The organism is uncultured Porphyromonas sp. (assembly GCF_938039215.1).
In the GTDB taxonomy this organism is placed as follows: domain Bacteria; phylum Bacteroidota; class Bacteroidia; order Bacteroidales; family Porphyromonadaceae; genus Porphyromonas.
On the sequence record NZ_CALHVI010000053.1, the window covers coordinates 1 to 22,482 of the forward strand.

Sequence of the window (22,482 nt, forward strand, 5' to 3'; positions counted from 1 at the left end):
CAGCTTGGCCGGCGCCCCTTGGCGCCTTGACTTTCTTTTGCTTCCTTTTCTTGTGCCAAGACAAGAAAAGGAAGTAAGGGTCAGGAGACAAAGTCCTCCTTCTCGTAGGGACGTATCACATACGCCCCCAAACATTCCCTCTGCAAACAATCACGTCCCCTCCCGGGCAACCCCCTGAGGCACACGAAAAAAAATGCCGGACACATGCGGGATGACTCTCCCTGCATGTGTCCGGCAAACTTTTCCGGCGGCCGCAACAGCCCCGGCATAACCATTAGACCTTACCTAAGCTCCTTCAGCCGTTCGGTGAGGATGCGCACACCCTCCGAGGCGCCGCAGCGGATGAACTCCACATCACCTCGATAGACAGGCACCTCATTCGGATCGATCAGGAAGATAGGTCGGCCGCGCTGCACATAGCCCAACAAGCCAGCCGCAGGATAGACGTTGAGCGACGTGCCGATCACGACGAAGATGTCGCAGTCGTTCACTAATCGGATCGCCTCCTCGATCATGGGTACCGGTTCGCCAAACCAAACGATGAACGGACGCAGCCGTCCTCCGTCGGGCGCCTTGTCACCCACGTGCAGGTCGGGGTGCTCAGGATCAATCGGGAGCGGACGGTTCAGGTTGCGATCGGAGCATGCCTTCATCAGCTCGCCATGCAGGTGAACCACATGGCTACTACCCGCACGCTCGTGCAGATTGTCCACATTTTGCGTCACGATGTGCACGTCGAAGTCATGCTCTAACGCTGCAAGCCCACGGTGTCCATCATTCGGTTCAGTCCGGAGCAGTTCTCGCCGCCGCGTGTTGTAAAAATCCAGCACCAGCCCAGGGTTGCGGTCGAAACCCTCAGGCGTAGCCACGTCCTCCACCCGATAATTCTCCCACAACCCGTTCGAGTCGCGGAAGGTGGAGATACCGCTTTCGGCGCTCATGCCAGCGCCGGTCAGGATGACTAACTTTTTCATATCAATCGGTGGTTAGAAAGAAGTCAGGAGTAGTTATAAAAGGAGTTGTTGTAAGTAGTGGAAAGTAGGAAGAAGTAGCACATTACTTCTTCTCTTCCTCTTCCGGACGGCTCAGCGTCTTCTTGTAGAGTTCCTTATCGGCGAGCACCTCGAGCGCCTTTTTGAGCGTCTTGTCGTCCTTGAGCGTCTCTATCATTCCGCCCTCTTGGAAGTAGTACCTCTTGGCAATCTCCGTAGAGATCAACCGCTTGATCTCGTCCTTATAGCGCTCCAAGTCCCGATCCAAATCCGGCTTCAGGCGCGCCTCGAGAGCAACAAAAACAGCCGAATCCTCGGCCAAGTAACCCTCAAATTCAGCCGTCTCCTTGAGCGCCTTGAGCGCCTTCTCGCTCTGTCGGTCGTAGGTAAAGCCTGCGTCCTTTAGGCGCTTCTTGAACACCTCATAGTCCGCGTCGGAGAAGACAAACTCCTTGGCCGGAGCAATGGTCGGATGCTCTCGTACCCAGTCAGTGACGTAGTCGAAGAGTGTGAAGTCGTTGATCAGGTAGAAGAGTATGGTAGGCGTCTTCTTCTCCTCCATTTCAAAGTCCGGCCGTATGCCACCGCCGTCGCGCACAGGCCGTCCGTTAGCCGTGTAGAAGACTGACGTGAGACTGTCGGGTACAGCCGACACTGAGCCATCGGCATTGCGGTGCGAGTAGTCCAACTGCTGGATGCAGCGGCCACTGGGGATGTAGTACTTGCTGGTCGTGATCTTAACCTGTCCGTCGTAAGGCAAGTCGCGCGGCGTCTGCACCAGCCCTTTGCCAAAGGAGCGATTGCCGATCAGCACCGCCCGATCCATGTCTTGTAGCGCGCCGCTGACAATCTCGGACGCGGAGGCAGAACTGCCGTTAATAATGACCGCCATCGGAATCACCGAATCGACCGGGTCAAGCGTTGTGCGGTAAGTGCGATCCCAAAACTTCATCCGGCTGCGCGTAGAGAGCACCTCGCGCCCCTTGGGCACAAACAAGTTGACGATCTGCACGGCACTCGAAAGGAGTCCGCCGCCATTGTCGCGCAAGTCCAGTACAAGCGACGTGATGTGGTGATTCTTCTTCAAATCCTCGAACGCCTCACGCACCTCGTCAGCACTCTTCTCCCGAAAGCCCTCCAAATAGATATAGCCCGTACCATTCCCATAGACGCCATAATGCACCACCTGCTTCACGGCCACCTGCTTGCGCACGATCTCCACCTTCATCGGTTTCTTCTCGCCCCGCCGCTCGATCTTGAGCGTCACCTTCGAGTTAGGCACACCCTTGAGCAGTTCGCTGACGCGCTGAGTCGTCGCCTTCGTCACGTCCGCCGTGTCGATCATCAGGATACGGTCGCCCGCTTTCAGTCCAGCCAATGCCGCCGGCATGCCCTCGAAAGGTTCGCTGATGATCACGCCACCGTCGCGTGCACGAATGAACGCGCCAATACCGCCATACTCGCCCGTCACAAGCATCTTCACGTTCTCCGTCTCCTGTTCCGGGTAATACTCCGTGTACGGATCCAGTCCCTTTAGCATCGCATCGATGCCTCGGCGCACCATCTTCTCCGTCTCCACCGAATCGACGTAAAACAGCTGCACCTCTTTCACCAAGGCATTCAAGATCTCCAACTGCTTACTTACCTCGAAGCGGTTCACCTTCGCCGGTCTCTCAAGCTCCACTGCAAATTCCACCTGTGCCCGCAGCGGCAGTACACCGAGGCTCAGTGCGACGGCCAAAAACAAGATTGGTGCTTTTTTCATTTGTAACATGTATGTGTGTAATGTGTGAGTTATCAGAAAATCAATCAGCCCAAGATGCTGCTAACCTTCGACGTGATTTGCGGCCAACGTTCGGGCACGATCTGCGGACCAACCGTCTCCACCACATTCCCGGCCATCAAAGCACCAAGCTCGGCCGATTGTCGGATCGAAGCCCCGCGTGAGAAGCCGTAGAGGAAGCCCGCGGCGAAGTTGTCACCTGCGCCTGTAGTATCCACCGGCTTGCTGCTCATGGCCGGCACATGTACGACCTCGCCCGCGTGTCCCGCCAGCGCCCCGTCCTTCCCGACAGTGACGATGGCGTATTCCACCTCCTTCATGATCTCTCGAATCGCTTCGTCGGCAGGTTTGCCGGTGTAAGCCTCCGCCTCGGTCTCATTAGAGAAGAGGATGTCGACGTATTCCGGAATGGCCCGATGAAGCATGTCGCTGAAGCCGTTGACGATGTTGAAGTTCGAAAGGTCGATAGCCACCTTCAGCCCCAGGTCGCGCGCGCGACGCAGGATGGGGAGGAACAGGCGGTCGTTCGAGGCGTTGGAGATCAGGTAACCCTCCATATAAAGGCAGTCGTATGCGCGGAGCGTCTCGTCGGCAATCTCGTCGGTAGTGAGCGTTCCGGCGGGGCCGAGGAAGGTGGCCATCGTGCGCTCGCTGTCCGGCGACATCAGCACGGTGCAGCAGCCCGAAATACCCTCTGACTTCACAATGTGGGGCGTCACGCCGGCGTCGCGGATGGCCTTCTCGTAGAAGGCTCCGTTGGCGTCCGTCCCGACCTTACCGACATACCCGACCGAGGCGCCCAGCAACGCCATTGCCCGCATGGTGTTGCAGACCGATCCGCCGGGTGCGTCAGAGCGCTCGAGACCCGATTGTTCTTGTTGGATGTCGCGCATTGTGGATTCGTCCACTAACTCCATGACGCCTTTCTTCATACCCATCGCTTGCAGCGTAGCATCGCTTTCGAGGCGCAGCAGCACGTCGAGCAACGCGTTTCCTATTCCGATAATTCTCATGTCTTGCATTATTTTTTTGGCAAAAGTATTGCATGTCTGCAATCCGCCCGTATATTTGCGGCGTCTTTTTGAAGGACAAACCCCTTCTTCCTTAGCTCAGTCGGTTAGAGCATCTGACTGTTAATCAGAGGGTCCTTGGTTCAAGTCCAAGAGGAAGAGCATCCTAAAGCATACCGCTCCGAGCGGTGAAGTACTCCGCAGGTCCTAGTCATAGGGTCTGCGGAGTCTCTTTATATCCCCCTAAGCACATGGGTACAATTACCCGAGAAGCCGTATCTTCGTAGTGTGAATAAGGTAGATAAGACTTCTCCCCGAGCTTCCTTTGCTCCGCCTCTTGCCCTAGCGGACAGCACCGAGGGAGCATCGCTCCAGACTCCCCTCCCCTCCAAGACTTGGCGCAGCCTCTCTGGGCTCGCAGGCTCATCCCGTGCACTGATCACGCCCCGACTGCGTGAGGCAGCGCCTCTGCTGGTACTCCTTCGTGATGACGAGGAGGCGGGCTACTTCTATTCGGACCTCGCCCAGTACCTTGGAGAAGATCGAGTCCTGCTCTTCCCCTCCGCCTACCGCCGAGCTATCCGCTACGGGCATCGGGATGAGGCGAGCGTCCTCCTGCGCTCCATGGTGCTGAGTGCCCTGCTTAGCGAGAAGAAGCGTGGACGCTCCCACTTACCCATCCTCGTCACCTATCCCGAAGCGCTCCTTGAGGGTGTACCCAAGGAAGGCGACCAACCGACAGAGACCCTCCTGATCCACAAAGGCGATCTCGTCGATCGGGATGAGCTTCGTGACAAGCTCCTTAGCTGGGGCTTCGAGCGAGTGGACTATGTCTATGAGCCGGGGCAGTTTGCCCTGAGAGGGAGCATCGTCGATGTCTATTCCTTTGCCTCCGAGCTCCCCTACCGTCTGGACTTCTTCGACGATGAAGTCGAGAGCCTTCGTCGCTTCGAGGTCGATAGCCAGCTCTCCGTAGGACAGCTGGAGGAGATCACACTAAGCCCCGACCTTGCTAAGAGCCGAGGGGCACTGGTCTCCCTACTTTCGCTCCTTCCCCGAGGGACGCAGCTTCTCCTCTCTGGCCGAGCTTCGCTAGCTACCCGCCTGCAGATGACTTGGGATGAATCTCCGCTACTCCAGGATGGAGAGGGCTTCCGTGACCTTGACGAACTGAGGACGATGCTCATCGAGCCTCAGACGCTGCTGCAGGAGCTAGAGAGCTATTCGGGCTACGAGTTCACCACCGAGGCTGAACCCCAAGGGATCCACTTCCATACCGAGCGTCAGCCCCTCTTCCACAAGGACTACGAAGCACTAGCTACCCAGATCCGCTCGTGGAAGAAGAGAGGCTACACCGTCTGGCTATCGGCGAGCACCGAGGCAGCCTATGAGCGTGTCCTCGACATCCTCACCCCTCACCTCAAGCCCACAGAACTCCCCCAGCGCACCGCCATCACCCTGCACGAAGGCTTCGTCGACGAAGGTCACCGCTGGGTGCTACTCACCGAGCACGAGCTCTTCGACCGCTACCATAAATATAGTCTCCGTAGCGACAAGGCTACTTCGGGCAAGGTCACCCTCTCCCTCAAGGAACTGCAGAGCTTCAGCCGAGGCGATCTCGTCGTACATGCCGACCACGGGATCGGACGCTTCGACGGGCTGGTGAGCATGCCTCAGGGCGATCACACACAGGAGCTAGTCAAGCTCATCTACCGCAACAACGACACGATCTACGTCAACCTCCACAGCCTGCACAAGCTCTCCCATTACCGTACGGGAGGCGAGAGTACGGAGGTCAATCTGAGTGTCATCGGTTCGGGTGCTTGGCAGCGCATCAAGGAGCGCACAAAGAAGCGGATCAAGGACATCGCCCGAGATCTGATCCGCCTCTATGCTAAGCGACGGGAGACCGAGGGCTATGCCTTCAGTCCCGACAGCTACCTCCAGCATGAGCTAGAGGCATCGTTTGCCTTCGAGGATACACCCGACCAAGCCTCGGCCGTCGCTGCTGTGAAGGCCGACATGGAGCGCCCCTTCCCGATGGACCGCCTCCTCTGTGGAGATGTGGGCTTCGGGAAGACCGAAGTCGCTGTACGAGCAGCCTTCAAGGCGGCCACCGATGGCAAGCAGGTAGCCGTGCTCGTACCTACCACCGTCCTTGCCTACCAGCATTACCGCACCTTCTCCAAGCGACTGCGTGACTTCCCCGTCCGAGTAGACTATATCTCTCGTGCCCGTAGTCCGAAGGAGCTTCGTGCCATCCTCAGCGATCTCAAGGAGGGGAAGATCGATATCATCATCGGCACACACCGCCTGACGAGCAAGGATGTAGCCTTCCATGATCTAGGGCTCCTTATCATCGACGAAGAGCAGAAGTTCGGAGTCGCCACCAAGGAGAAGCTACGCCAGCTGCAGGTCAATGTCGATACCTTGACGATGAGCGCTACGCCTATCCCCCGCACGCTCCAGTTCTCCCTCATGGGGGCTCGAGATCTATCGAACCTCAATACTCCCCCAGCAAATCGCCGTCCCGTAGAGACGATCCTTACCCAGACCTCCCCACAGATCATCCGTGAGGCGGTGGGCTTCGAGATGAGTCGCAATGGGCAGGTCTACTTCGTCAATAGCCGCATCAGCAACATCGAGAACCTCGCAGCACTGATCCAGCGTGAAGTACCCGACGCACGCATCGCCGTAGCACACGGTCGCCTAGCACCGAAGGAGATGGAGCAGATCCTCATCGACTTCGGCAACCAAGAGTACGACGTGCTGGTAGCCACGAAGATCATCGAGAACGGGATCGACGTACCCAATGCCAATACCATCATGATCCACGATGCCCACCACTACGGACTGAGCGAACTGCATCAGCTCCGAGGGCGTGTTGGGCGAAGTGATCGCAAGGCCTTCTGCTACCTCTTGACTCCGCCTCTGGAGGGACTTAGCGAAGACTCCAAGCGTCGTCTGCGTGCCATCGAGAGCTTCAGCGATCTGGGTAGTGGCATACGCATCGCCCTCCAAGACCTTGATCAGCGAGGAGCGGGTAATGTCCTCGGTGCCGAGCAGAGTGGCTTCATCACCGATATGGGCTACGAGACCTACCAAAAGGTATTCTCCGAAGCGGTCCGTGAACTGAAAGCGGATGAGTTCGCCCACATCTATGCCGATGAGGATAAGACGAGCGATGGCGAACTAGCCGACCGCTTCGTCGTAGAGACTCAGGTAGAGAGCGACCTCGAGCTGGCACTCTCCGATGAATATGTACCCTCCGACAGCGAGCGTATCCTTCTCTACCGAGAGCTGGACGGGCTGAACGAAGACCGAGAGCTTGAGGAATTCACCGCCCGACTGAGAGACCGCTTCGGTGCGCTACCGAAGGAGGCCGAAGAACTGGTACTCGTTCCTCGCCTCCGTCGCTTGGGGCATCACCTCGGCATCGAGAAGGTCGTCCTCAAGTCAGGATCGATGAGCCTGCATTTACTCTCTGATACGTCGAGCCCTTACTATGCTTCGGAGACCTTCGGCAAGCTCTTAGAGTACGTAGCTCGCAATAGTCGCAACTGCGAATTCGTCCAGCGCACGGGGAAGCACATCATCCGCATCGGCCACATTCCTTCGGTACATGCTGCGATCGAAGTGATGGAGCACATCCTTCGCCGTAAGGTCGAGGGAAGTGCCCTATAAAGACCGACCAACCAAACCTATTACACCCCAAACAAAACTATGAGCTACATCCATCTCATCACTGGCGGAGAGCGCTCAGGTAAGAGCTCCTACGCCGAAGCTGAAGCCTTGCGACTCAGCCCCAATCCCGTGTATCTGGCTACGGCACGAGTCTGGGACGAAGAGTTCCGTCAGCGCATCCTCCGCCACCAAGAGCGACGTGGCCCCGAATGGACCAATATCGAGGAAGACCTCACACCGTCGAAGCACGACTTCACAGGGCGAGTAGTGCTCGTGGACTGCATCACCCTCTGGTCGACGAACTACTTCTTCGACCTAGAGCAAGACGTAGACCGAGCCCTCGAAGCGCTACAGACCGAGTTCGATCGCTTGGTCTCCCAAGATGCTACCTTCATCTTCGTGACGAACGAACTGGGTATGGGTGGAACATCTAGCTCACGCACCCAGCGCCTCTTCACGCAGCTCCAAGGCTGGATGAATCAATACGTCGGCGACCGAGCCGACCGAGTGACGCTGATGGTCTGTGGTCAGCCGCTCACCGTCAAGGGTTAAGCCCGCACTTCACCTCTCATCATGATACAAGACTTCGATATCCGCCCCATCTCTGACGAAGAGATCCTGAGGGCACAAGCTTATATTGACACGATCGCTAAGCCTCTCGGCTCGATGGGACAGCTGGAGCATCTCGCTGCCCGTCTCGCTGCCTTGCAGGACACTCTCCGTCCTTCGCTCACCCCACGCGAACACTTCGTCTTCGCCTCTGATCATGGTATCGAGCGGGAAGGCGTAAGCAAGAGCCCCCGTGAAGTGACACGCCAAGTCGTCTACAGCATGCTTCGTGGCGGTGCTGGTATTTGTTTCCTCACGAGGCAACATGACTTCCGCCTGCATATCGTCGATGTGGGTGTCGATCATGAGTTCGGCGACGAACCGAACTTAGTGCACCGCAAGATCCGTCGAGGCACTCGCTCCTTCCTCACTGAAGCAGCGATGACTCTGGACGAGGCACACCGGGCACTCTCGGTGGGGATAGTCTCCGTCGACGAAGCCCATCAGCGTGGGGCGAAGCTCCTTTCCTTCGGCGAGATGGGCATTGCCAATACCTCCGCCTCTGCCCTGTGGATGTACTACCTCACCGACTTCCCTCTGGAGGAATGCATCGGCCGAGGCAGTGGGCTTGATGATGAAGGCATGACCCACAAGCTTCACATCCTTCGCCAAGCCGTCAAGAATTACTCCGGCCCTTCAGATCCCTTCTCCATCCTCGTCCATTTCGGAGGCTACGAACTGGTGGCAGCGGTAGGCGCTATGCTCCGTTCGGCTGAACTAGGTATCGCCTTCCTCGTCGATGGCTTCATCATGACGGCCTGCCTTCTGATGGCTCGTGCGCTTCATCCTTCGGTCGCGGGTTACGCTTTCTTCGGTCATGCGGGCGACGAAGCGGGGCATGCTCGCCTACTCCGTTATTTAGGTGCCGAACCGATCCTTCGCTTGGATCTTCGTCTCGGTGAAGGTACGGGCGCTGTATGTGCCTTCCCCATCCTCGACTCTTCCGTACGAATGCTCCATGAGATGGCTACGTTCACGACCTCAGGAGTAACGGATTACGTTTCGTCCAAGGAGGAATAGCTCCGCACTCTTCTTATAAGTTCCCTCGTCGGGAACTGCCACGCTCCGATGGGGAAGCTCGTCTTCCCTCTCGGAGCGCTTTTCTTTTCTCCCGAAGGTGCCTTAAACAAAGGTTGAAAGCACCTTAGTTAAAGGGACGAATCTCCTTCTGCTAAGGGAAGGTTCTCCTTCTGGGAATGTGAAGGGCTCCTATTCTCCGACCAAGCACCTCCTTCCAAAGCAAGCAGTCATCGCTGTGAATTGGCCCGAAAACGCCTTCCGAAAACTTCGGAAGTACTTGAAGAGAAGTACGAAAGTACCTGAAGAGAAAGCGAAAAACCATTGAAGAAAAGTTAGAGCCACGTCCGTCGCTCCATAAAACTACGTCCGTTGCTTTATAAAACCACGCCCGTCACTTTATAAAGCAACGAGCGTAGTTTTAACTATTCATAATGATGTGAACCAGTTTTCTCCAGTGGTCTTCGAGGTTTTCTTCAGGCTTGGATTGGATTTCTTTCTTGGATTGATTGGCTTGCTTTCCTGAATTTCCTTCCTTTCCTTCTTTCTTTACCTCCCCTTCTTTCCTTACTGCCTTTACCTCCTTCCTTTGCTTTCTTTCCTAGACTCACTTGGCTTGCTCCCTTTCCTTCCTTAGTTGCTTGACTTTACAATAGACGTTTTAATCGCCATATATGGGGACGAATACGGCGAAATCTACCTACTTGAATGGATTGTACAGCGCTATTTTTCCTCGTTTCTTTGTGGCGCTTATCCCGTAAAGCAAGTAGTAGACTCAAGAATAGACAGCAGACACATAAGCATTATGAGAAACAGCTTCGGCCTCATCCTCCTCCTGACGATAGCACTAACCACAGCCTGTCGGGAGTCAGGCCATGATCCAGGCCGTACGCTCTATGAGCATCAGCTCCTACAGCGACGACAGCTCCTTCACCTGACAGATAGCCTCTTCGACGACGTCTTCGTCCATCCCCTAGAAGTAGAGCGAGGGATCGGCGACCTTTATCGTTCGGCGGAAGGAGCGCAGCTCAGAGCGCTGAGTGAAGACCAGGCTTTCAACGCCGAGATCACTTACCTCCGAAGAGCTCTCGCCTTTGCCCTTCGCCTGAGGAAACTAGAGAATCAGCTAGCGAAGACGACTTACGACCGCTTCCAGACAATGATCTTCCTCCCCAAGGGAAGCTATGGTCCCCAAGACGAATCCCCTGCTACCGACCCCACCGTCTTGGTACACGAACTAGAGGCACTCCGTGCTGATGCAGAAGATTTCCTTACGAAGGAGGTAACGAGCTATAAGTACCGCAACCCAAAGAAGGAAGCTACCATCCGGGAGCGTATCGATAGCAAAGGGATCAAGTTCCTCGAGAACGCCCTCTCTTCATACACCTCCTTCACCGGTAGCGAGTCCGAACTAGAAGGGACAAGCTGGCAGCAGCAGGCTTATCAGCGAAAGGATAACCCGGATGATTATTATCGAGCGCTCTATACACCTCAGGGCGTCTTCGCTGGGAAAATCTCCTTCGGCAAGGATCATCAGCTTCATCTCGATTCACTACAGCTCCCCACCTCGTACTATTCCTTCCCCTACGGCTATAGTCCTGCAGAGATCTTCAAGGATTTCGATGGAAGAGGACGGGGGCAAAACAATTCCATCTTCGCCGTCAAGGAGGGTCCCTTCGAAGCAGAAGGTATGCGCTATTACTTCGGCCAGAAGTATTTGACGCTCATCCTACCTACTCGCCCCTCTTCCTTCCCCAGAAGCAAGCAATACACCATCGCTATCACCATGGAGTACCAACGAGGACGCTTCACCTCCAGCCCCAAGACCCTTCTACCCCGCTATGAGCGTGGGCCAAACAGTGCAGGAGTAGAGAGCGACCTTGACCCATGGCTCTTCTACAGCATCTTCGACCGGAGCAAGCATTGGGGGACGATCCGTGTACGCAATGCTGCACCGAGCTACGTCTGGGCAGGTCCCGTGAGCTTCGTCCTTTCTACTCAACCTTAGCCCCTTCGAAGTATGTACCAGATAGACTACCGACGCATGAAAGGCTTCCTTCCTCTTGCGCTCCTCACTCTAAGCCTCACGACCAGCTGCTTCAAGCGCGAACTGGAGTACGAAGACAATTATGTCAACATCAAGCAAGATCCTAGTCGAGCAGACAATGAAGTCTTGCGCTTCCGCACCTTCAAGCTTGATGACTACGACCGCTATATCATCTTCGGCAACAACAACGAAGTGAGCATCGAAGGATCGGCGCAGCTCCCGCTCCTCCTCTACATCGACCAGCTCAATAGACCCGCCACAGTAGACCTCTCTGGCTGTACCTACGAGTACCACTCCCGTGAGGATAGGCTTCTCTTCCATGGAGCTCTGCTACGCTCTGAGGTCTTCTCCGAGCCCGTAGTCATTGAGGTCGCTTGCACGCTCAAGAAGAAGCCCGAGAGCGCACAGACACGAGACCGCTTCACCCTGCGCCTGCGCTCCTTCACCCTCCCTGAGGGTCGTGAGGTCACCGTGGAGAAGCGCCAAAGCTGGCAGGACAAATCCATCGGCATGAGCATCGAGCCTAGCTACGATCTCACCTATTACCGCAACTAACTTAGCCCCGAGCATGCTCATCCATAGATACACCCTCCTCACTGGCTTCCTCTCTCTTCTCCTCTCCTCTGCGGTAGGGGAAGCTCTTGCGCAAAGCCCCCAGCGAGAGCAGACCGACACCGTGCGCCGTACCATCCATATCAAGGAGGTCGAAGTCAAGGAGAAGAAGAGGCAAAAGAAGGTTCAGAAGAAGGAGATCGGACGTGAAGTAGTCACAGATAGAGATATCAGCCGTCAGTTCATCCTCAACACAAAGGACTTCGTCCGCTACATGCCGGGCGTAGGTATCTCGGAGTCCGTCTCCCGATATGGCAACAAGGGCTTCGCTATCCGTGGTGTCGACGAGAATCGCGTATCGATCTCCGTCGACGGCCTCCCTCAAGCCGAGACCGAGACCAATGTCGTCTTCAGCTCCTATGGCTTGATCAATTCCGCCCGCCCACAGTTCGAGACTGAGTTCATCAAGAAGGTCGACATCAAGAAGGGTGCCTCGTCCTTCGAGCATGGTACAGGGGCGCTCGGCGGTGCAGTGAACTTCGAAACAAAGGAGGCACGTACGATGATCGAGGGAGACCGTAGCTACGGGCTCCAGGCTAAGATCGGCGGGGACAACATGGCGCACGGACGTATCTATTCTCTGGGCGGTGCCTACATCTACAAAGGGCTCGAAGCTCTCGCTCTCTATGCCGAGCGTACAGGGCGTGAGGTACGCAACTTCGGCTACGGCGAGCTTCGCCGAAGTATCTTCGCTACCCGTCCCGACCCGATGGAGTACCGACAGCAGTCCTTCCTCGGCAAGCTTGCCTTCCGCCATGGTGCTCACAAGCTGACCGCATCCTTCTACAGCCAGAATAAGATCACTGACTCGGAGGTCTGGTCGATGGAGCCTGCCTACGTGCTCACCTCGCAGCACGAGCCCTACTACTATGGCCACGACCAGGTGCTCACACGGCGCTGGGATGTACATTACCGCTTCACCCCGCTCGAGTCTCCTTGGCTGAATGAAGTCAATCTCTATGTGAACGGCCAGCAGTCCTTCCTCGATGCCGACACCCGAAGCTCTATCTATCGTCCCGACATCTCTAACTTCAAGCCCAGCTACCTCCCTGCTGGTACTCGTCGTCTGCTCAAAGGGATGAGCTTCTACGACCAAGCCTTTGCACTGAAGGCCACCTCCAAGCCTCAGAACTTTGGGTCGCTAGGCTATCACTTCTTCACCCTGCACGCCTCCTACCTCCATCATCATACCGAGGACAAGAACGTCGACATCAGTAAGCCTCTGAATACATACAAGGACGGTGTGCGGTACAAGGGCACCTTCTACCGCATGGGCGAAGCCCTCCCTCAGAGCTCCTACATCTATTCCTTCCAGCGTCCGGCTGACAGAGATAACTTCTCCGTGGCCCTCTCAGATAATATTCGCCTGGGGAAACTCAAACTCGACCTCGGTCTCCGCTATGACCACTTCGTCTCACAGACGAGGGACTGGAAGGGGGACAATGACTTCAACTACCTAGGCTACCTTATAGGCAACCTCAAGACAGCGGGGATGGACTTCGACAAGGCCCGTATCGAGGAGTGGGGCTTCACCCCTATGGCTATCGTGAGCTACGACTTCAGCCGATATCTGAGTGTTGGGTACAAGTTCTCTACGGGCTACCGTGTACCCACCTCACAGGAGCGCTTCTTCCAGTATGTAAGTCTCTCGCCTGCCTTCTTCGTACTCTCCAATCCTAAGCTTCGTCGGGAGCTGTCCTTCAACCACGAATGGCACATCGGCACCTCCGATCCGAAGTACTTTGCCTATGACCTGAGCTTCTACTACAATAGATATAGAGACTATATCGAGCCTCTCTATGGGGTACAGAAGGTCTTCCTCGACGGGCAGAATCGGGATGTCGCCTACTCCATCAATGAAAACAAGAAGAACGCCAGCCTTTGGGGGATCGACTTCAGCACGAGCCTCTACCTCGAGGAGCTCATGCCTCGTCTCAAGCACTTAGGACAGCTCCTGCTGACGGGGTCGCTGAACTACTCCGAGGGGCGCTTCAGTGATGGCACTTCGATGCTAGCTATCCAGCCTCTGAAGGCGGTAGCGGGCTTCGACTACGACCTGCCTAAGGAGAAGGCTGGGCTGAGCCTAAGGGTGAACTTCCTCAAGGCCAAGGATGTCGACCAGACCAAGTTCGTCAAGAGCTTCTATGGAGATGAACAGATCAGCCAGTTCCCCTACTACTTCTTCCAGAACGCCGTGACCGTGGATCTCTTTGCCTACGTCACCCTAGCACGTCACCTCACGCTACGAGCCTCTGTGATGAACCTCACCGATACCCGCTACTGGCTCTGGGACGATATCCGTCAGCTCATCAGCCCCGTGATGCTCGTCCAGCACAATGACTTCTTCAGAGGGGGGCTAGAGACGATCACACGCTTCAGCCAGCCCCGTCGCTATGCCAATCTCTCCCTCGAATTCAAGCTCTAGTCGACTATGAAGCCCCTACTACCACTACGACGGATCAGCCCCCGTCTCTTCACGATACTCACCACGACACTTCTCGGGCTCACAGCCTGCCAGCGAGTATATGAGCCCCTCCCCAAGGGCGACAGCCCCATCACCCCCGAAGCGGGAGATCGCCTCCACATGGATCAGGGCGAGATCGAGCGCCGAGCTACGGGCTACATCCGTCAGCTCTCCTTTGCTCTAGCTCGGCAGGAACTGGAGCTCCTGACCGATCGTAGGGTGAGGGACTCCCTCCACGGGGTACTGGATCGGGCAGAGACCTTCGCTGACGCCCACCTCATCTATGTAGTCGATGCTCAGCGACGCAAGAAGTATATGAACGGGCGTGCACGTATCGCTTACTATCTCGAGCATGGCTTCATCTCGTCCTATGAGGACGATAATACGAGCCTCATCCTCCTCACCCTCGAAGGCAACAACTACTCCCAATTGGGGGGTAGAGACTATGTCCCCCGAGACATGGTAGAGATTCACAACCTCTCAGCCTATCCCCGCACCACGGATCTGGAGATCTCGGGAGCACAGCTCGAGCGCCTCGACCTGCGAGGACTCCGCTCTCTGAGGAAGCTTGTCGTCAAGGGGGCAAAAGACGGGCTCATCATCGACGCCAGCGAGAGTCCCCTCCTAGGGGAGATCCAGCTCACTGGCACGCCGAATCTAGGGCTTCGTCTCCACCCCAGCGCTCGTCCCAAGCTGATCGTCTCGGGTAGCTACTTCGCCTCACTACAGAGTCTAGCGGTAGAGCAGGCTAGTTCGCTCTACCTAGACAATGTACGGCTACGTGACGTCGACCTGCTAGGGAAGGTCAGTCGCACACTCACGACCCTCGACATCTCCGTCGAAGCTGGTGACACCTTCGGCTCAGACGGGCTACGCTACCGCCCTCTACCCTTCGACGACGCCTTCATCACCAAGCTCAACGGACAGCTACCTACACTGAAGACCCTACGGGTGCTCTTTGCGCAAAGGGAAGACTTCGACAAGGCCTCCTTCGAGAAGCTCAACCTCCCCGCTCTGGAAGAGCTCTCCCTACGCATCCGCTCCTCGAGGAAGGCAGTCCCCCACAGTGCTTGGGGTAGAGACATCCGCTTCTCCCTCTCGGGCTGTCCTCAGCTCAAGAAGCTCGCCCTCCTCCCCCTCTACGCTGATCGTATCGACCTCTCAGGCGTGACTTCGGCGAAGAATCCCCGCCTAGAGAGCGTCAACCTCTCCGGGGGGATGAGGGAGCTCGTCACCCCAGCTCTTAGCCACGAGCACAAACTCATCCTCGAGGTCGAAGCCCTCGACAAGATCACCGTACCCCAGGGGGCGACGAAGAAGGCTCATGCGAGCTTCGCCGACTACACCTCCCGTGGAGATGAAGGACATGCGGGTAATCTCCCCGTTCGCTTCTCCGACCTCGACTATGACTATCTGCTGGATCACTTCGCCTCGGTATCTGGCTTCTGCGTCTCCACGCCTCCGAGCAAGTACCGCCCTCGTAGCGATGAGCGTGCGATCTGGTTTGGCTTCAACATCCTTGACTTCAGCGGGGAGCAGTGGCGGGACTTCAAGGGGGTCGTCTACCTCCACGGCCTCGAGCGCTCCCGTACGGGTAGTGAGCGTATCGACTACCTTGACTTCGGGCATCTCCGACTGACCAACCTCAACACGACCTCCCTCCGCGTCAATCCTGGCTGTGTCGTGAAGAATGTACCCGAAGGCATGCGCATCTACTACAGCTCTATCGGCTCTCCCTACTAATCCTCCCCCGTCCTCATGTACCGAATGAATCAGCGCTCACTCGCTTGCCTGCTCTTGCTAGGCCTCTTCCTCACGGGGCTCAGCGCCTGTCGCTCCGAGGCCCCTCGCCCTGCTGTCACCCCGAGAGCAGAGGTCACCCTCGGCCCCGACCGCTATGTGCTCATGACCTACCGGAAGACCATCATCCCCTCAGGACCTATGAGGGGGAGGAGTATCCTAGAGAGCTATATCTCCTACTTCACCCAGATGCCTCAAGGGGAGGGGATCAATAACATCCTCGAGGAGAATACCCTCTTCGGTCGCTTCGGCGAAGACGGGGGCGGACTCCTCCAGTCTGGGGAGCACCTCTACCGCTTCTCCAATGCGGTGAATAACCTCAGCCAAGGGGATCTACTGGTGAATACGCCCGTACGCCTCGTCTTCAGCCCCACACCCCGAGCTATCGGGGAGCGAGCACTCCTAGAGTCCGAGAGCGGGGGCTTCAGCCAAGCAGCGAAGAACTTCGTAGTCACCTCAGGGCAAGGCTTCCTCGTCCAGCCCGCCTACCAGCGAGACCTACTCTCGATCCGTAGCTTTGACCCCGAGACGATGGAGAAGACAAGTCCCCAGATCTACGTCTCCGACCTGGACAAGGAGCGGATCCGCCAGTTCATCCTCGAGCGGACTCCCTCCCTAGCAGGACAAGAGCTACCCAACCTGATCGTGGGGATGAAGCTCCTGGCCGTCCACGGCTCTGCCCTCATCCTCGACGTAGAGCTCCAGTCCCCCTCCTATGCCAATCTCTCCCGAGACAGCTACCTCGTAGCCTACGAGGCGAAGAACGGCGGGAAGCTCCTCGGTCTCTCTCACCTGGAGAATACCGGGAGACTCGGCACGCCCTCCGAACTGCTACAGTATACGACCGACGAAGAGGGGGATCTCTACCTCCTCGCCCAAGGGGGTGACCAGCTGGGCTTCTACCAGAATTCGCTCCTCTATCGCATCCGCAAAGGCTCCTACACCATCGATCCCGACTGGCAGGTGCGTATCTCGGATCTGGGACTAGGCTACCCCGCCCGCTTCAACGGGATCTTCGCCCGTGGTGGTAAGCTCTTCACGCTGGTCAATGTCCAGCCTCTACCCGCCGTACGCAGTCAGATCCCCGAGAATCTCTGGCAGTACTATACGATAGACCTACAGACGAGGGAGGCCAAGCCCCTCTCTGCCCTTCGCCCTTCGTCCGCCTTCCAGCAGGGCGTGAATATCGCGGCCTTTGTCGACGGGCACCTCTACCTACGCTACGTGCGTACCGGTGAGGATGCTCCCTATAATGGCTACTGGAGCTATGACCTCATGACAGGAGAGGTGAAGCCCGCCTTCTCCGTCTCCCTCCAGAGTGGCTATGTCGCCGACTTCAAAAAGATCACCCTCCCCAAGCGCTGATACGACGATGAATAGATACCTACATGGGCTCCTGGCCCTGCTCTTGCTCTCGCTCACAGCCTGTACTAATGAGCTCCCGACGAATCAGACAGGGCGAGAGCGCCGGATCCAGTTCCCCTCCTCCCTGACCCTGGAGAAGATCCTCGGGGTGACGTGGAAGGTAGATCCAGAGAGGCAGGAGGTCATCCTCCCCTCTCCCCTGTCCAATCTCTCCGAGAAGGCTCGCCCGATACTCAATGTAGCGGGCAAGCACCTCAACTCGATCTTCTTCTCCAAGACCGGCGAAGTCTATGCTACCTATGTCATCGAAGACTTCGGCAATACCATCTTCCACTACAGCGGTACTTGGGCGCTAGACCCAAAGAACAAGGAAGAGCTCCTGGTACGTGTCGGTAGCCCCATCGGGGGAGACCTAGAGTACCGACTGAAGATCCGTCGCTTCAACCTGCTGAACAATATGCTCGTCATGGAGGCTTTCTTCGTCAACCCCGACTACAGCTTCTCCGCTCTCATGACGGGGAAGGGCGCACAGGATGACTACTGGAGTAAGGAGACAGACGTCATCGACCCCTCTTGGGGCGAACGCAATCCCGTGAGCGAAGAGCCCCTTGACTACCGAGCCCTCCTCGGTAGCTATCGTGTAGATACCGAGAGCTGGAAGCGCGTGCTACATATCGACGACGCCGAGTATGATCACCATCCCCTCCTCTACGGCTACCGCCTCTCGCTCCAGTCGAATAGTCAGGTGACGCTCTCCTCGCTCCCACCACTCCTCTTCGGGCTCAACACCTTCAAGGGCACGTGGCAGATACGAGGGAGCAAGCTCCTCATGAGCTTCCCCATCTTCCCTTTCCGTGGCGACGTATCACGCTATCCTGGAGTCTTCGAGAGCGACTTCATCCCCCCGATCGCCATTACTTATGCCCGTCACGATGTGACCCTCGTGATGGAGGTCGTGCGAGACGAAGCAGATGCTGTGCTCGTCCGCCTCTCCGAGCCTGGGATGATCTCCGTCTATCTCTCCCTCCATAAAGTGAAGACCTCCTAGCAGAAGGATCCCAGCCCAACACAAAGGCAAAGCACAACGGTCTCGGAGCACTAGTAGCGCCTCTGTCGAAGCACCAGTAGTGCCTCCTCCGAAGTACTACTAGTGCCACCCGAGAGGTAGACGTACTCAAGGGATCCCCCCTCCCCCAGCCCCGCTCTCCGACGGCAGTCACTCCCCCCACCCGCCGTCTACTCTAGTCAATAAGCTCAGATGAATACCCTACGATACTCCCTCCTACTCCTCTTCGGAGGCCTGCTCTCCCTTATCCTCGACTCCTGTCGCAGTACGAGCGAAGCTCCTCAGCTCGTGGTGAACGAAGGCAAAGCCTCCCAGCCCCTCGTCGCCCGCAGCGAAGGTGATACCCTCCGCATCCCCTTCACCTCATCCATCTACGATCACCGCCTCCAGATCACCGAGGCCGAGGACTGGATCGACACGAAGCTAGAGAGAGGGATGCTCCTCATCTATGTGGCTCGCAACAGTAGCCCCACCAAGCGCACAGCCCAGCTGACCCTACAGATCATCGAGCGGGGCGAGCGTCGTGAGGCCCAGCACATCACAGTCGTCCAGCCAGCATCGGTATCGCTAGCGAGTGACCGCTATCTCTTCGCCTATACCTCAGCGCTCAAGGTCTCGGAGGACTACTTCTACCGCAATCCCGGGATCGTCTGCACGCTCCCTCTGCCCGCCTCAGCAAGCCTCTTCGAGACAAAGGAAGCCTTCCGCACAAACCTCGACGCTACGAGACTCACCACCCAGCTAGAGTATGGCTCAGAGAGTCGTGACTGGATACACGACCTGAAGTTCACACGCCAGGGGGATATCTGGGGCCTCAGCTTCCGCCTCGACGCCATCCCGCAGAGCCTTGAGCAGCGCCGAGTGCGCCTCCGTCTCTCTGACCCCGAGCATCCGAACCTCTCGGTAGCACTGGACTTCCTGCAGATCCGTCGCCCCATCTCGCTCGTAGACCCTACGAAGGAGATCCAATCTTTCGGGGCACTCCCTCAGCAGTACCGACTCGAGCTCCGCACAGATATACCGCTCGAGAAGCTCCATCTCACGACCTACGTCCGTAGTGTCGACGTCTCTGACAGGGCCGACGGATCAGATGATCGACAGATACGTAGCCCTCACTGGCAGTACACCATCAATCCCAAGGACTACCAGATGGAGCGCCCTGAGCTCCAGCGACACTTCCGGCTCGTCAAGACCGCCTCGGGCGTAGCCATCGTAGGGCAGACCTCCTCCAACAATAATCTCCTCGATATCTCTAGCCCCAGCCTCTTCGACGGGCAACTAGCCTTCCTCGTCACCAATGACCTCCATGATCAGAAGCTCTGGAGCTTCGTCAAGCTTCCCCCGTACAAGCAGGAGCTCTACCTGGCGACCTCAGGGATGAAGAAGAGAGAGACCATCAAGCTCCCACAAGAGGCGTCAGACTTCTCTGTCAAGCTCCGCCTCAATACCTCGTCCGACGATATCGAGTGGGAGCGCCCGACCTTCATCACCATCCCTGACAAAGACTGGGGAGCTAGTCCTGCTATTCCTCAAGGGGCGACACTTACCTACCCCGATCTCCTGACGATCAATAACATACACGTCACCGCCAACCCGCTTCGCTCTGTCCGACGCTTCGTACTACAGGCTAAGATCTCCACATACATCCAGAGCGAATACACAGGGCGTACCCCACTCCTCCCTGTAGACTTCGTCTGTGAGCAGGAGCCCTTCACAGGGAGCTATATCTTCTCCACAAACGAAGGGACAGCGATAGACTTCGCAGGAGACACCGACGACAGCTACCAGCAGTACATCATCGCGACAGTAGCTCTCCAGACGAACTTAGCCCCCGAGCAGATCCTCCTCGAGAAGCCTAACCCTCGATCAGGCTGGGTGCAGGCCTCACTTGCCGTAGACCCCGAGACCGGCTACGTCAGCTCCATCGCCTTCTATGCAGACAAGAATGATACAGGGCGAGACCGCTCCGCCCTCCTTCGACTCGTGCCACCCTCGGGCGAAGGGCTGAGCCCCATCACCTTCACCCTCCGTCAGTCCCACTAATAGACAGCTCCCATGAACATCCGACCTCTTGCCCTAGGAGTTGCTCTCCTCTCCGCCATCTCTATCCTAAGCTCTTGCTCTAAGGAAGAGCCCGTCGTAGAGACGCTCTCGATCAACTCCTTCGCCTCGGACACCCTCTACACGGGGCGTGAATATCATCTCTCAGTATCCACCTCACCCCAGGTCTCTGACCCTCGTCTCTCGTGGAGCGTATCCGATGCTAGCTTGGCCTCGATCCAATATGGTGGACTACTGAAGCCCCTCAGCAAAGGCGAACTCACCGTCTATGTCACCAGCCTCCAGTCAGGCGGGCGTCGGGTGCGGGCGAGCCGTAAGTTCGTCCTCATCTCCTCCGGGGTCTACCTCCGAGATCGAGCCGTGACGATCAACCCCCTAGAGACCTATCGCCTCGGCTACCGCTTCCTGCCTGAAGACTACAAGCCAACAGAAGCTCTCTCCTGGCGTAGCTCCAACGAAGCCGTGGCTACCGTCGATAGCGAGGGGGTCATACGAGGCCTGCAGGATGGGGAGGCGACGATCTATGTCCGCCTCGGCAATCCCCTCTCTGGCTTCTTCTCTGAAGACTCGGTAGCAGTGACCGTGGAGCACCACGAAGCCCCTCGATATACCTATACAAATGGAGAACTAGATCTCACGCAGAGCGTGCCGGGACTGCTACCGATGGTGGCTAAGGAGATGCCCTACTTCTCCAAGATCAGTATCCACGGTCCGATCAACGGCAGTGACCTGCTCTTCTTCATCGAGAACAAGGAGCGCATCGATGCCCTTGACCTCTCCGACACTCACGTAGTCAGCGGGGGGCGTACCCTAGTGCCCCGTAGGCGCTCGGGACAGCCCGAGCCTAGCCCCATCTCCGTCACAGACGGCGTCCTACCCCCGCTCTTCGCTCAGCAGCTCCTCATCAAGAGCCTTACCCTGCCGAGAGGGCTTAGCTCACTCGTTGACTTCGGGCTCGGCTATACCTTCGTCTCCCTCACAGTACCTGAGGGCTACGAGGAGCTTCACCTAGGGGAGTTTGCCACCGAGCATCTCACCCTCCCGAAAAGCCTCCGACGCCTCTACTGCAACCAGCCTAAGCTCTTCGGAGAGCGCTCTGGGGGTGAAGAGGAGCTCAAGATCTCCTCCGTCAAGGAGCCCCTTATACTCCCCGAGGGGCTACGAGAGCTCCGTGCGCTCCTTGAGCTCTCAGCACCCTTGACGATCCCCAGCTCCGTCGAGGAGATCACCCTCACAGGTCGCTTCGATGATGTGACCTTCGCCTCCCCGACTAAGCTCCGTGAACTGGGTCCGAGCTTCTTCCTTCGCTACCCCAACCAGTACCAGGATGTACTCTCACGGATGCAGGCCAAAACCCTTCGCCTCCCCGAGGGTCTCCAGCGCCTCTCTCGCCGAGCGCTCGCTGCGGGTGTCTATGGCTCCTTCATCCGCAATCAAGATCTGGATGAGAAGAATGCAATACAGCTCGATGCGATCATCTTCCCCTCGAGCCTCCGCTCCATCGACGAGGCCGCCCTCTTCGCCGCTCAGATAGCTCAGCCCGTCATCCTCCCTGAGGGCCTAGAGAGCATCGGCCTCTTGGCCTTCTACGCCAGTAGCCTCAGCGAGGTGACGCTACCAGCGAGCCTCCGCTCTCTGGATGATCAGGCCTTCGCCCTCTGCCCACGACTTGAGACAGTGCATGCGCTAGGCAAGGTGCCTCCCACCCTTGGCGCTCAAGTCTTCCTCCGCACCGCTAAGCAGGGACGTATCGAGAAGCTGATTGTGCCCCGAGGGTCGAAGCCCGCCTACGTGCAGGCTGGCTATGCCCCCTTCTTCTTCAGAATCGAAGAGGCGGCGAAGTAGCCCCACCAAGCCCTCCACGATGACGGCACCCGTGCTACTCATCCAGAGACAACAGCGCTATCCATTCAGCGATGACAGCGGTACCTCCCCTGCTATGATAGAGATACTCACCCAGCTACGATAGCGA

At 57.2% G+C, this 22,482-nt stretch carries 14 protein-coding genes and 1 tRNA gene; 12 read left to right on the forward strand and 3 right to left on the reverse strand.

Going from position 1 to position 22,482, the window contains the following annotated elements:
- Positions 1–281 precede the first annotated feature (281 nt).
- The 3 genes from Q0336_RS06915 to Q0336_RS06925 all read right to left on the reverse strand — a co-directional run bounded on the left by Q0336_RS06915 (position 282) and on the right by Q0336_RS06925 (position 3,788).
- Positions 282–974 (reverse strand): NAD-dependent deacylase, encoded by a 693-nt coding sequence (locus Q0336_RS06915; RefSeq protein WP_298527016.1) that lies wholly within the window; start codon positions 972–974, stop codon positions 282–284.
- Between the two features lie 82 nt (positions 975–1,056).
- On the reverse strand, positions 1,057–2,757 hold the full coding sequence (locus Q0336_RS06920) for a S41 family peptidase (RefSeq protein ID WP_298527018.1): 1,701 nt from the start codon (positions 2,755–2,757) through the stop codon (positions 1,057–1,059).
- A 44-nt stretch (positions 2,758–2,801) separates the two neighbouring features.
- Positions 2,802–3,788 carry an adenosine kinase gene (locus Q0336_RS06925; protein WP_298527020.1) on the reverse strand — a complete coding sequence of 329 codons (987 nt, stop codon included), beginning with the start codon at positions 3,786–3,788 and terminating at the stop codon, positions 2,802–2,804.
- Between the two features lie 85 nt (positions 3,789–3,873).
- On the opposite strand from Q0336_RS06925, the gene Q0336_RS06930 reads away from it, so the two are divergent.
- The 12 genes from Q0336_RS06930 (at position 3,874) to Q0336_RS06985 (ending at position 22,355) form a co-directional block, all read left to right on the forward strand.
- A tRNA-Asn gene (locus Q0336_RS06930) sits at positions 3,874–3,947 on the forward strand.
- A 126-nt stretch (positions 3,948–4,073) separates the two neighbouring features.
- Positions 4,074–7,469, forward strand: a complete 3,396-nt coding sequence (gene mfd, locus Q0336_RS06935; RefSeq protein WP_298527023.1) for a transcription-repair coupling factor — start codon at positions 4,074–4,076, stop codon at positions 7,467–7,469.
- A 39-nt stretch (positions 7,470–7,508) separates the two neighbouring features.
- The gene (locus tag Q0336_RS06940; protein WP_298527026.1) at positions 7,509–8,021 is read left to right on the forward strand and encodes a bifunctional adenosylcobinamide kinase/adenosylcobinamide-phosphate guanylyltransferase; all 513 of its coding nucleotides are present in this window, start codon (positions 7,509–7,511) and stop codon (positions 8,019–8,021) included.
- Positions 8,022–8,045: 24 nt separating this feature from the next.
- Complete coding sequence (cobT, locus tag Q0336_RS06945; RefSeq protein WP_298527130.1) at positions 8,046–9,098, forward strand: nicotinate-nucleotide--dimethylbenzimidazole phosphoribosyltransferase; 1,053 nt, start codon at positions 8,046–8,048, stop codon at positions 9,096–9,098.
- Positions 9,099–9,900: 802 nt separating this feature from the next.
- Positions 9,901–11,103, forward strand: a complete 1,203-nt coding sequence (locus Q0336_RS06950) for a hypothetical protein (RefSeq protein WP_298527028.1) — start codon at positions 9,901–9,903, stop codon at positions 11,101–11,103.
- 12 nt (positions 11,104–11,115) lie between these two features.
- Positions 11,116–11,697 carry a hypothetical protein gene (locus tag Q0336_RS06955; RefSeq protein ID WP_298527031.1) on the forward strand — a complete coding sequence of 194 codons (582 nt, stop codon included), beginning with the start codon at positions 11,116–11,118 and terminating at the stop codon, positions 11,695–11,697.
- Between the two features lie 13 nt (positions 11,698–11,710).
- Positions 11,711–14,179: a TonB-dependent hemoglobin/transferrin/lactoferrin family receptor gene (locus Q0336_RS06960; protein ID WP_297192474.1), complete on the forward strand. Its 2,469-nt coding sequence runs from the start codon at positions 11,711–11,713 to the stop codon at positions 14,177–14,179.
- 6 nt (positions 14,180–14,185) lie between these two features.
- Positions 14,186–15,961 carry a hypothetical protein gene (locus Q0336_RS06965; RefSeq protein WP_298527034.1) on the forward strand — a complete coding sequence of 592 codons (1,776 nt, stop codon included), beginning with the start codon at positions 14,186–14,188 and terminating at the stop codon, positions 15,959–15,961.
- A gap of 24 nt (positions 15,962–15,985) precedes the next feature.
- Positions 15,986–17,383 (forward strand): hypothetical protein, encoded by a 1,398-nt coding sequence (locus Q0336_RS06970; protein WP_298527037.1) that lies wholly within the window; start codon positions 15,986–15,988, stop codon positions 17,381–17,383.
- 7 nt (positions 17,384–17,390) lie between these two features.
- Complete coding sequence (locus Q0336_RS06975; protein WP_298527040.1) at positions 17,391–18,431, forward strand: hypothetical protein; 1,041 nt, start codon at positions 17,391–17,393, stop codon at positions 18,429–18,431.
- A gap of 210 nt (positions 18,432–18,641) precedes the next feature.
- Positions 18,642–20,492 (forward strand): hypothetical protein, encoded by a 1,851-nt coding sequence (locus tag Q0336_RS06980; protein ID WP_298527043.1) that lies wholly within the window; start codon positions 18,642–18,644, stop codon positions 20,490–20,492.
- 12 nt (positions 20,493–20,504) lie between these two features.
- Positions 20,505–22,355 carry an Ig-like domain-containing protein gene (locus Q0336_RS06985; RefSeq protein WP_298527046.1) on the forward strand — a complete coding sequence of 617 codons (1,851 nt, stop codon included), beginning with the start codon at positions 20,505–20,507 and terminating at the stop codon, positions 22,353–22,355.
- Positions 22,356–22,482 lie beyond the last annotated feature (127 nt).

Coding starts and splice junctions, on each gene's coding strand:
- Q0336_RS06965 (WP_298527034.1), top strand. CDS start 14,186: ATGAAGCCCCTACTACCACTACGACGGATCAGCCCCCGTCTCTTCACG.
- Q0336_RS06970 (WP_298527037.1), top strand. CDS start 15,986: ATGAATCAGCGCTCACTCGCTTGCCTGCTCTTGCTAGGCCTCTTCCTC.
- Q0336_RS06960 (WP_297192474.1), top strand. CDS start 11,711: ATGCTCATCCATAGATACACCCTCCTCACTGGCTTCCTCTCTCTTCTC.
- Q0336_RS06950 (WP_298527028.1), top strand. CDS start 9,901: ATGAGAAACAGCTTCGGCCTCATCCTCCTCCTGACGATAGCACTAACC.
- Q0336_RS06925 (WP_298527020.1), bottom strand. CDS start 3,788: ATGAGAATTATCGGAATAGGAAACGCGTTGCTCGACGTGCTGCTGCGC.
- Q0336_RS06975 (WP_298527040.1), top strand. CDS start 17,391: ATGAATAGATACCTACATGGGCTCCTGGCCCTGCTCTTGCTCTCGCTC.
- Q0336_RS06940 (WP_298527026.1), top strand. CDS start 7,509: ATGAGCTACATCCATCTCATCACTGGCGGAGAGCGCTCAGGTAAGAGC.
- Q0336_RS06915 (WP_298527016.1), bottom strand. CDS start 974: ATGAAAAAGTTAGTCATCCTGACCGGCGCTGGCATGAGCGCCGAAAGC.
- Q0336_RS06955 (WP_298527031.1), top strand. CDS start 11,116: ATGTACCAGATAGACTACCGACGCATGAAAGGCTTCCTTCCTCTTGCG.
- Q0336_RS06985 (WP_298527046.1), top strand. CDS start 20,505: ATGAACATCCGACCTCTTGCCCTAGGAGTTGCTCTCCTCTCCGCCATC.
- Q0336_RS06980 (WP_298527043.1), top strand. CDS start 18,642: ATGAATACCCTACGATACTCCCTCCTACTCCTCTTCGGAGGCCTGCTC.
- Q0336_RS06920 (WP_298527018.1), bottom strand. CDS start 2,757: ATGAAAAAAGCACCAATCTTGTTTTTGGCCGTCGCACTGAGCCTCGGT.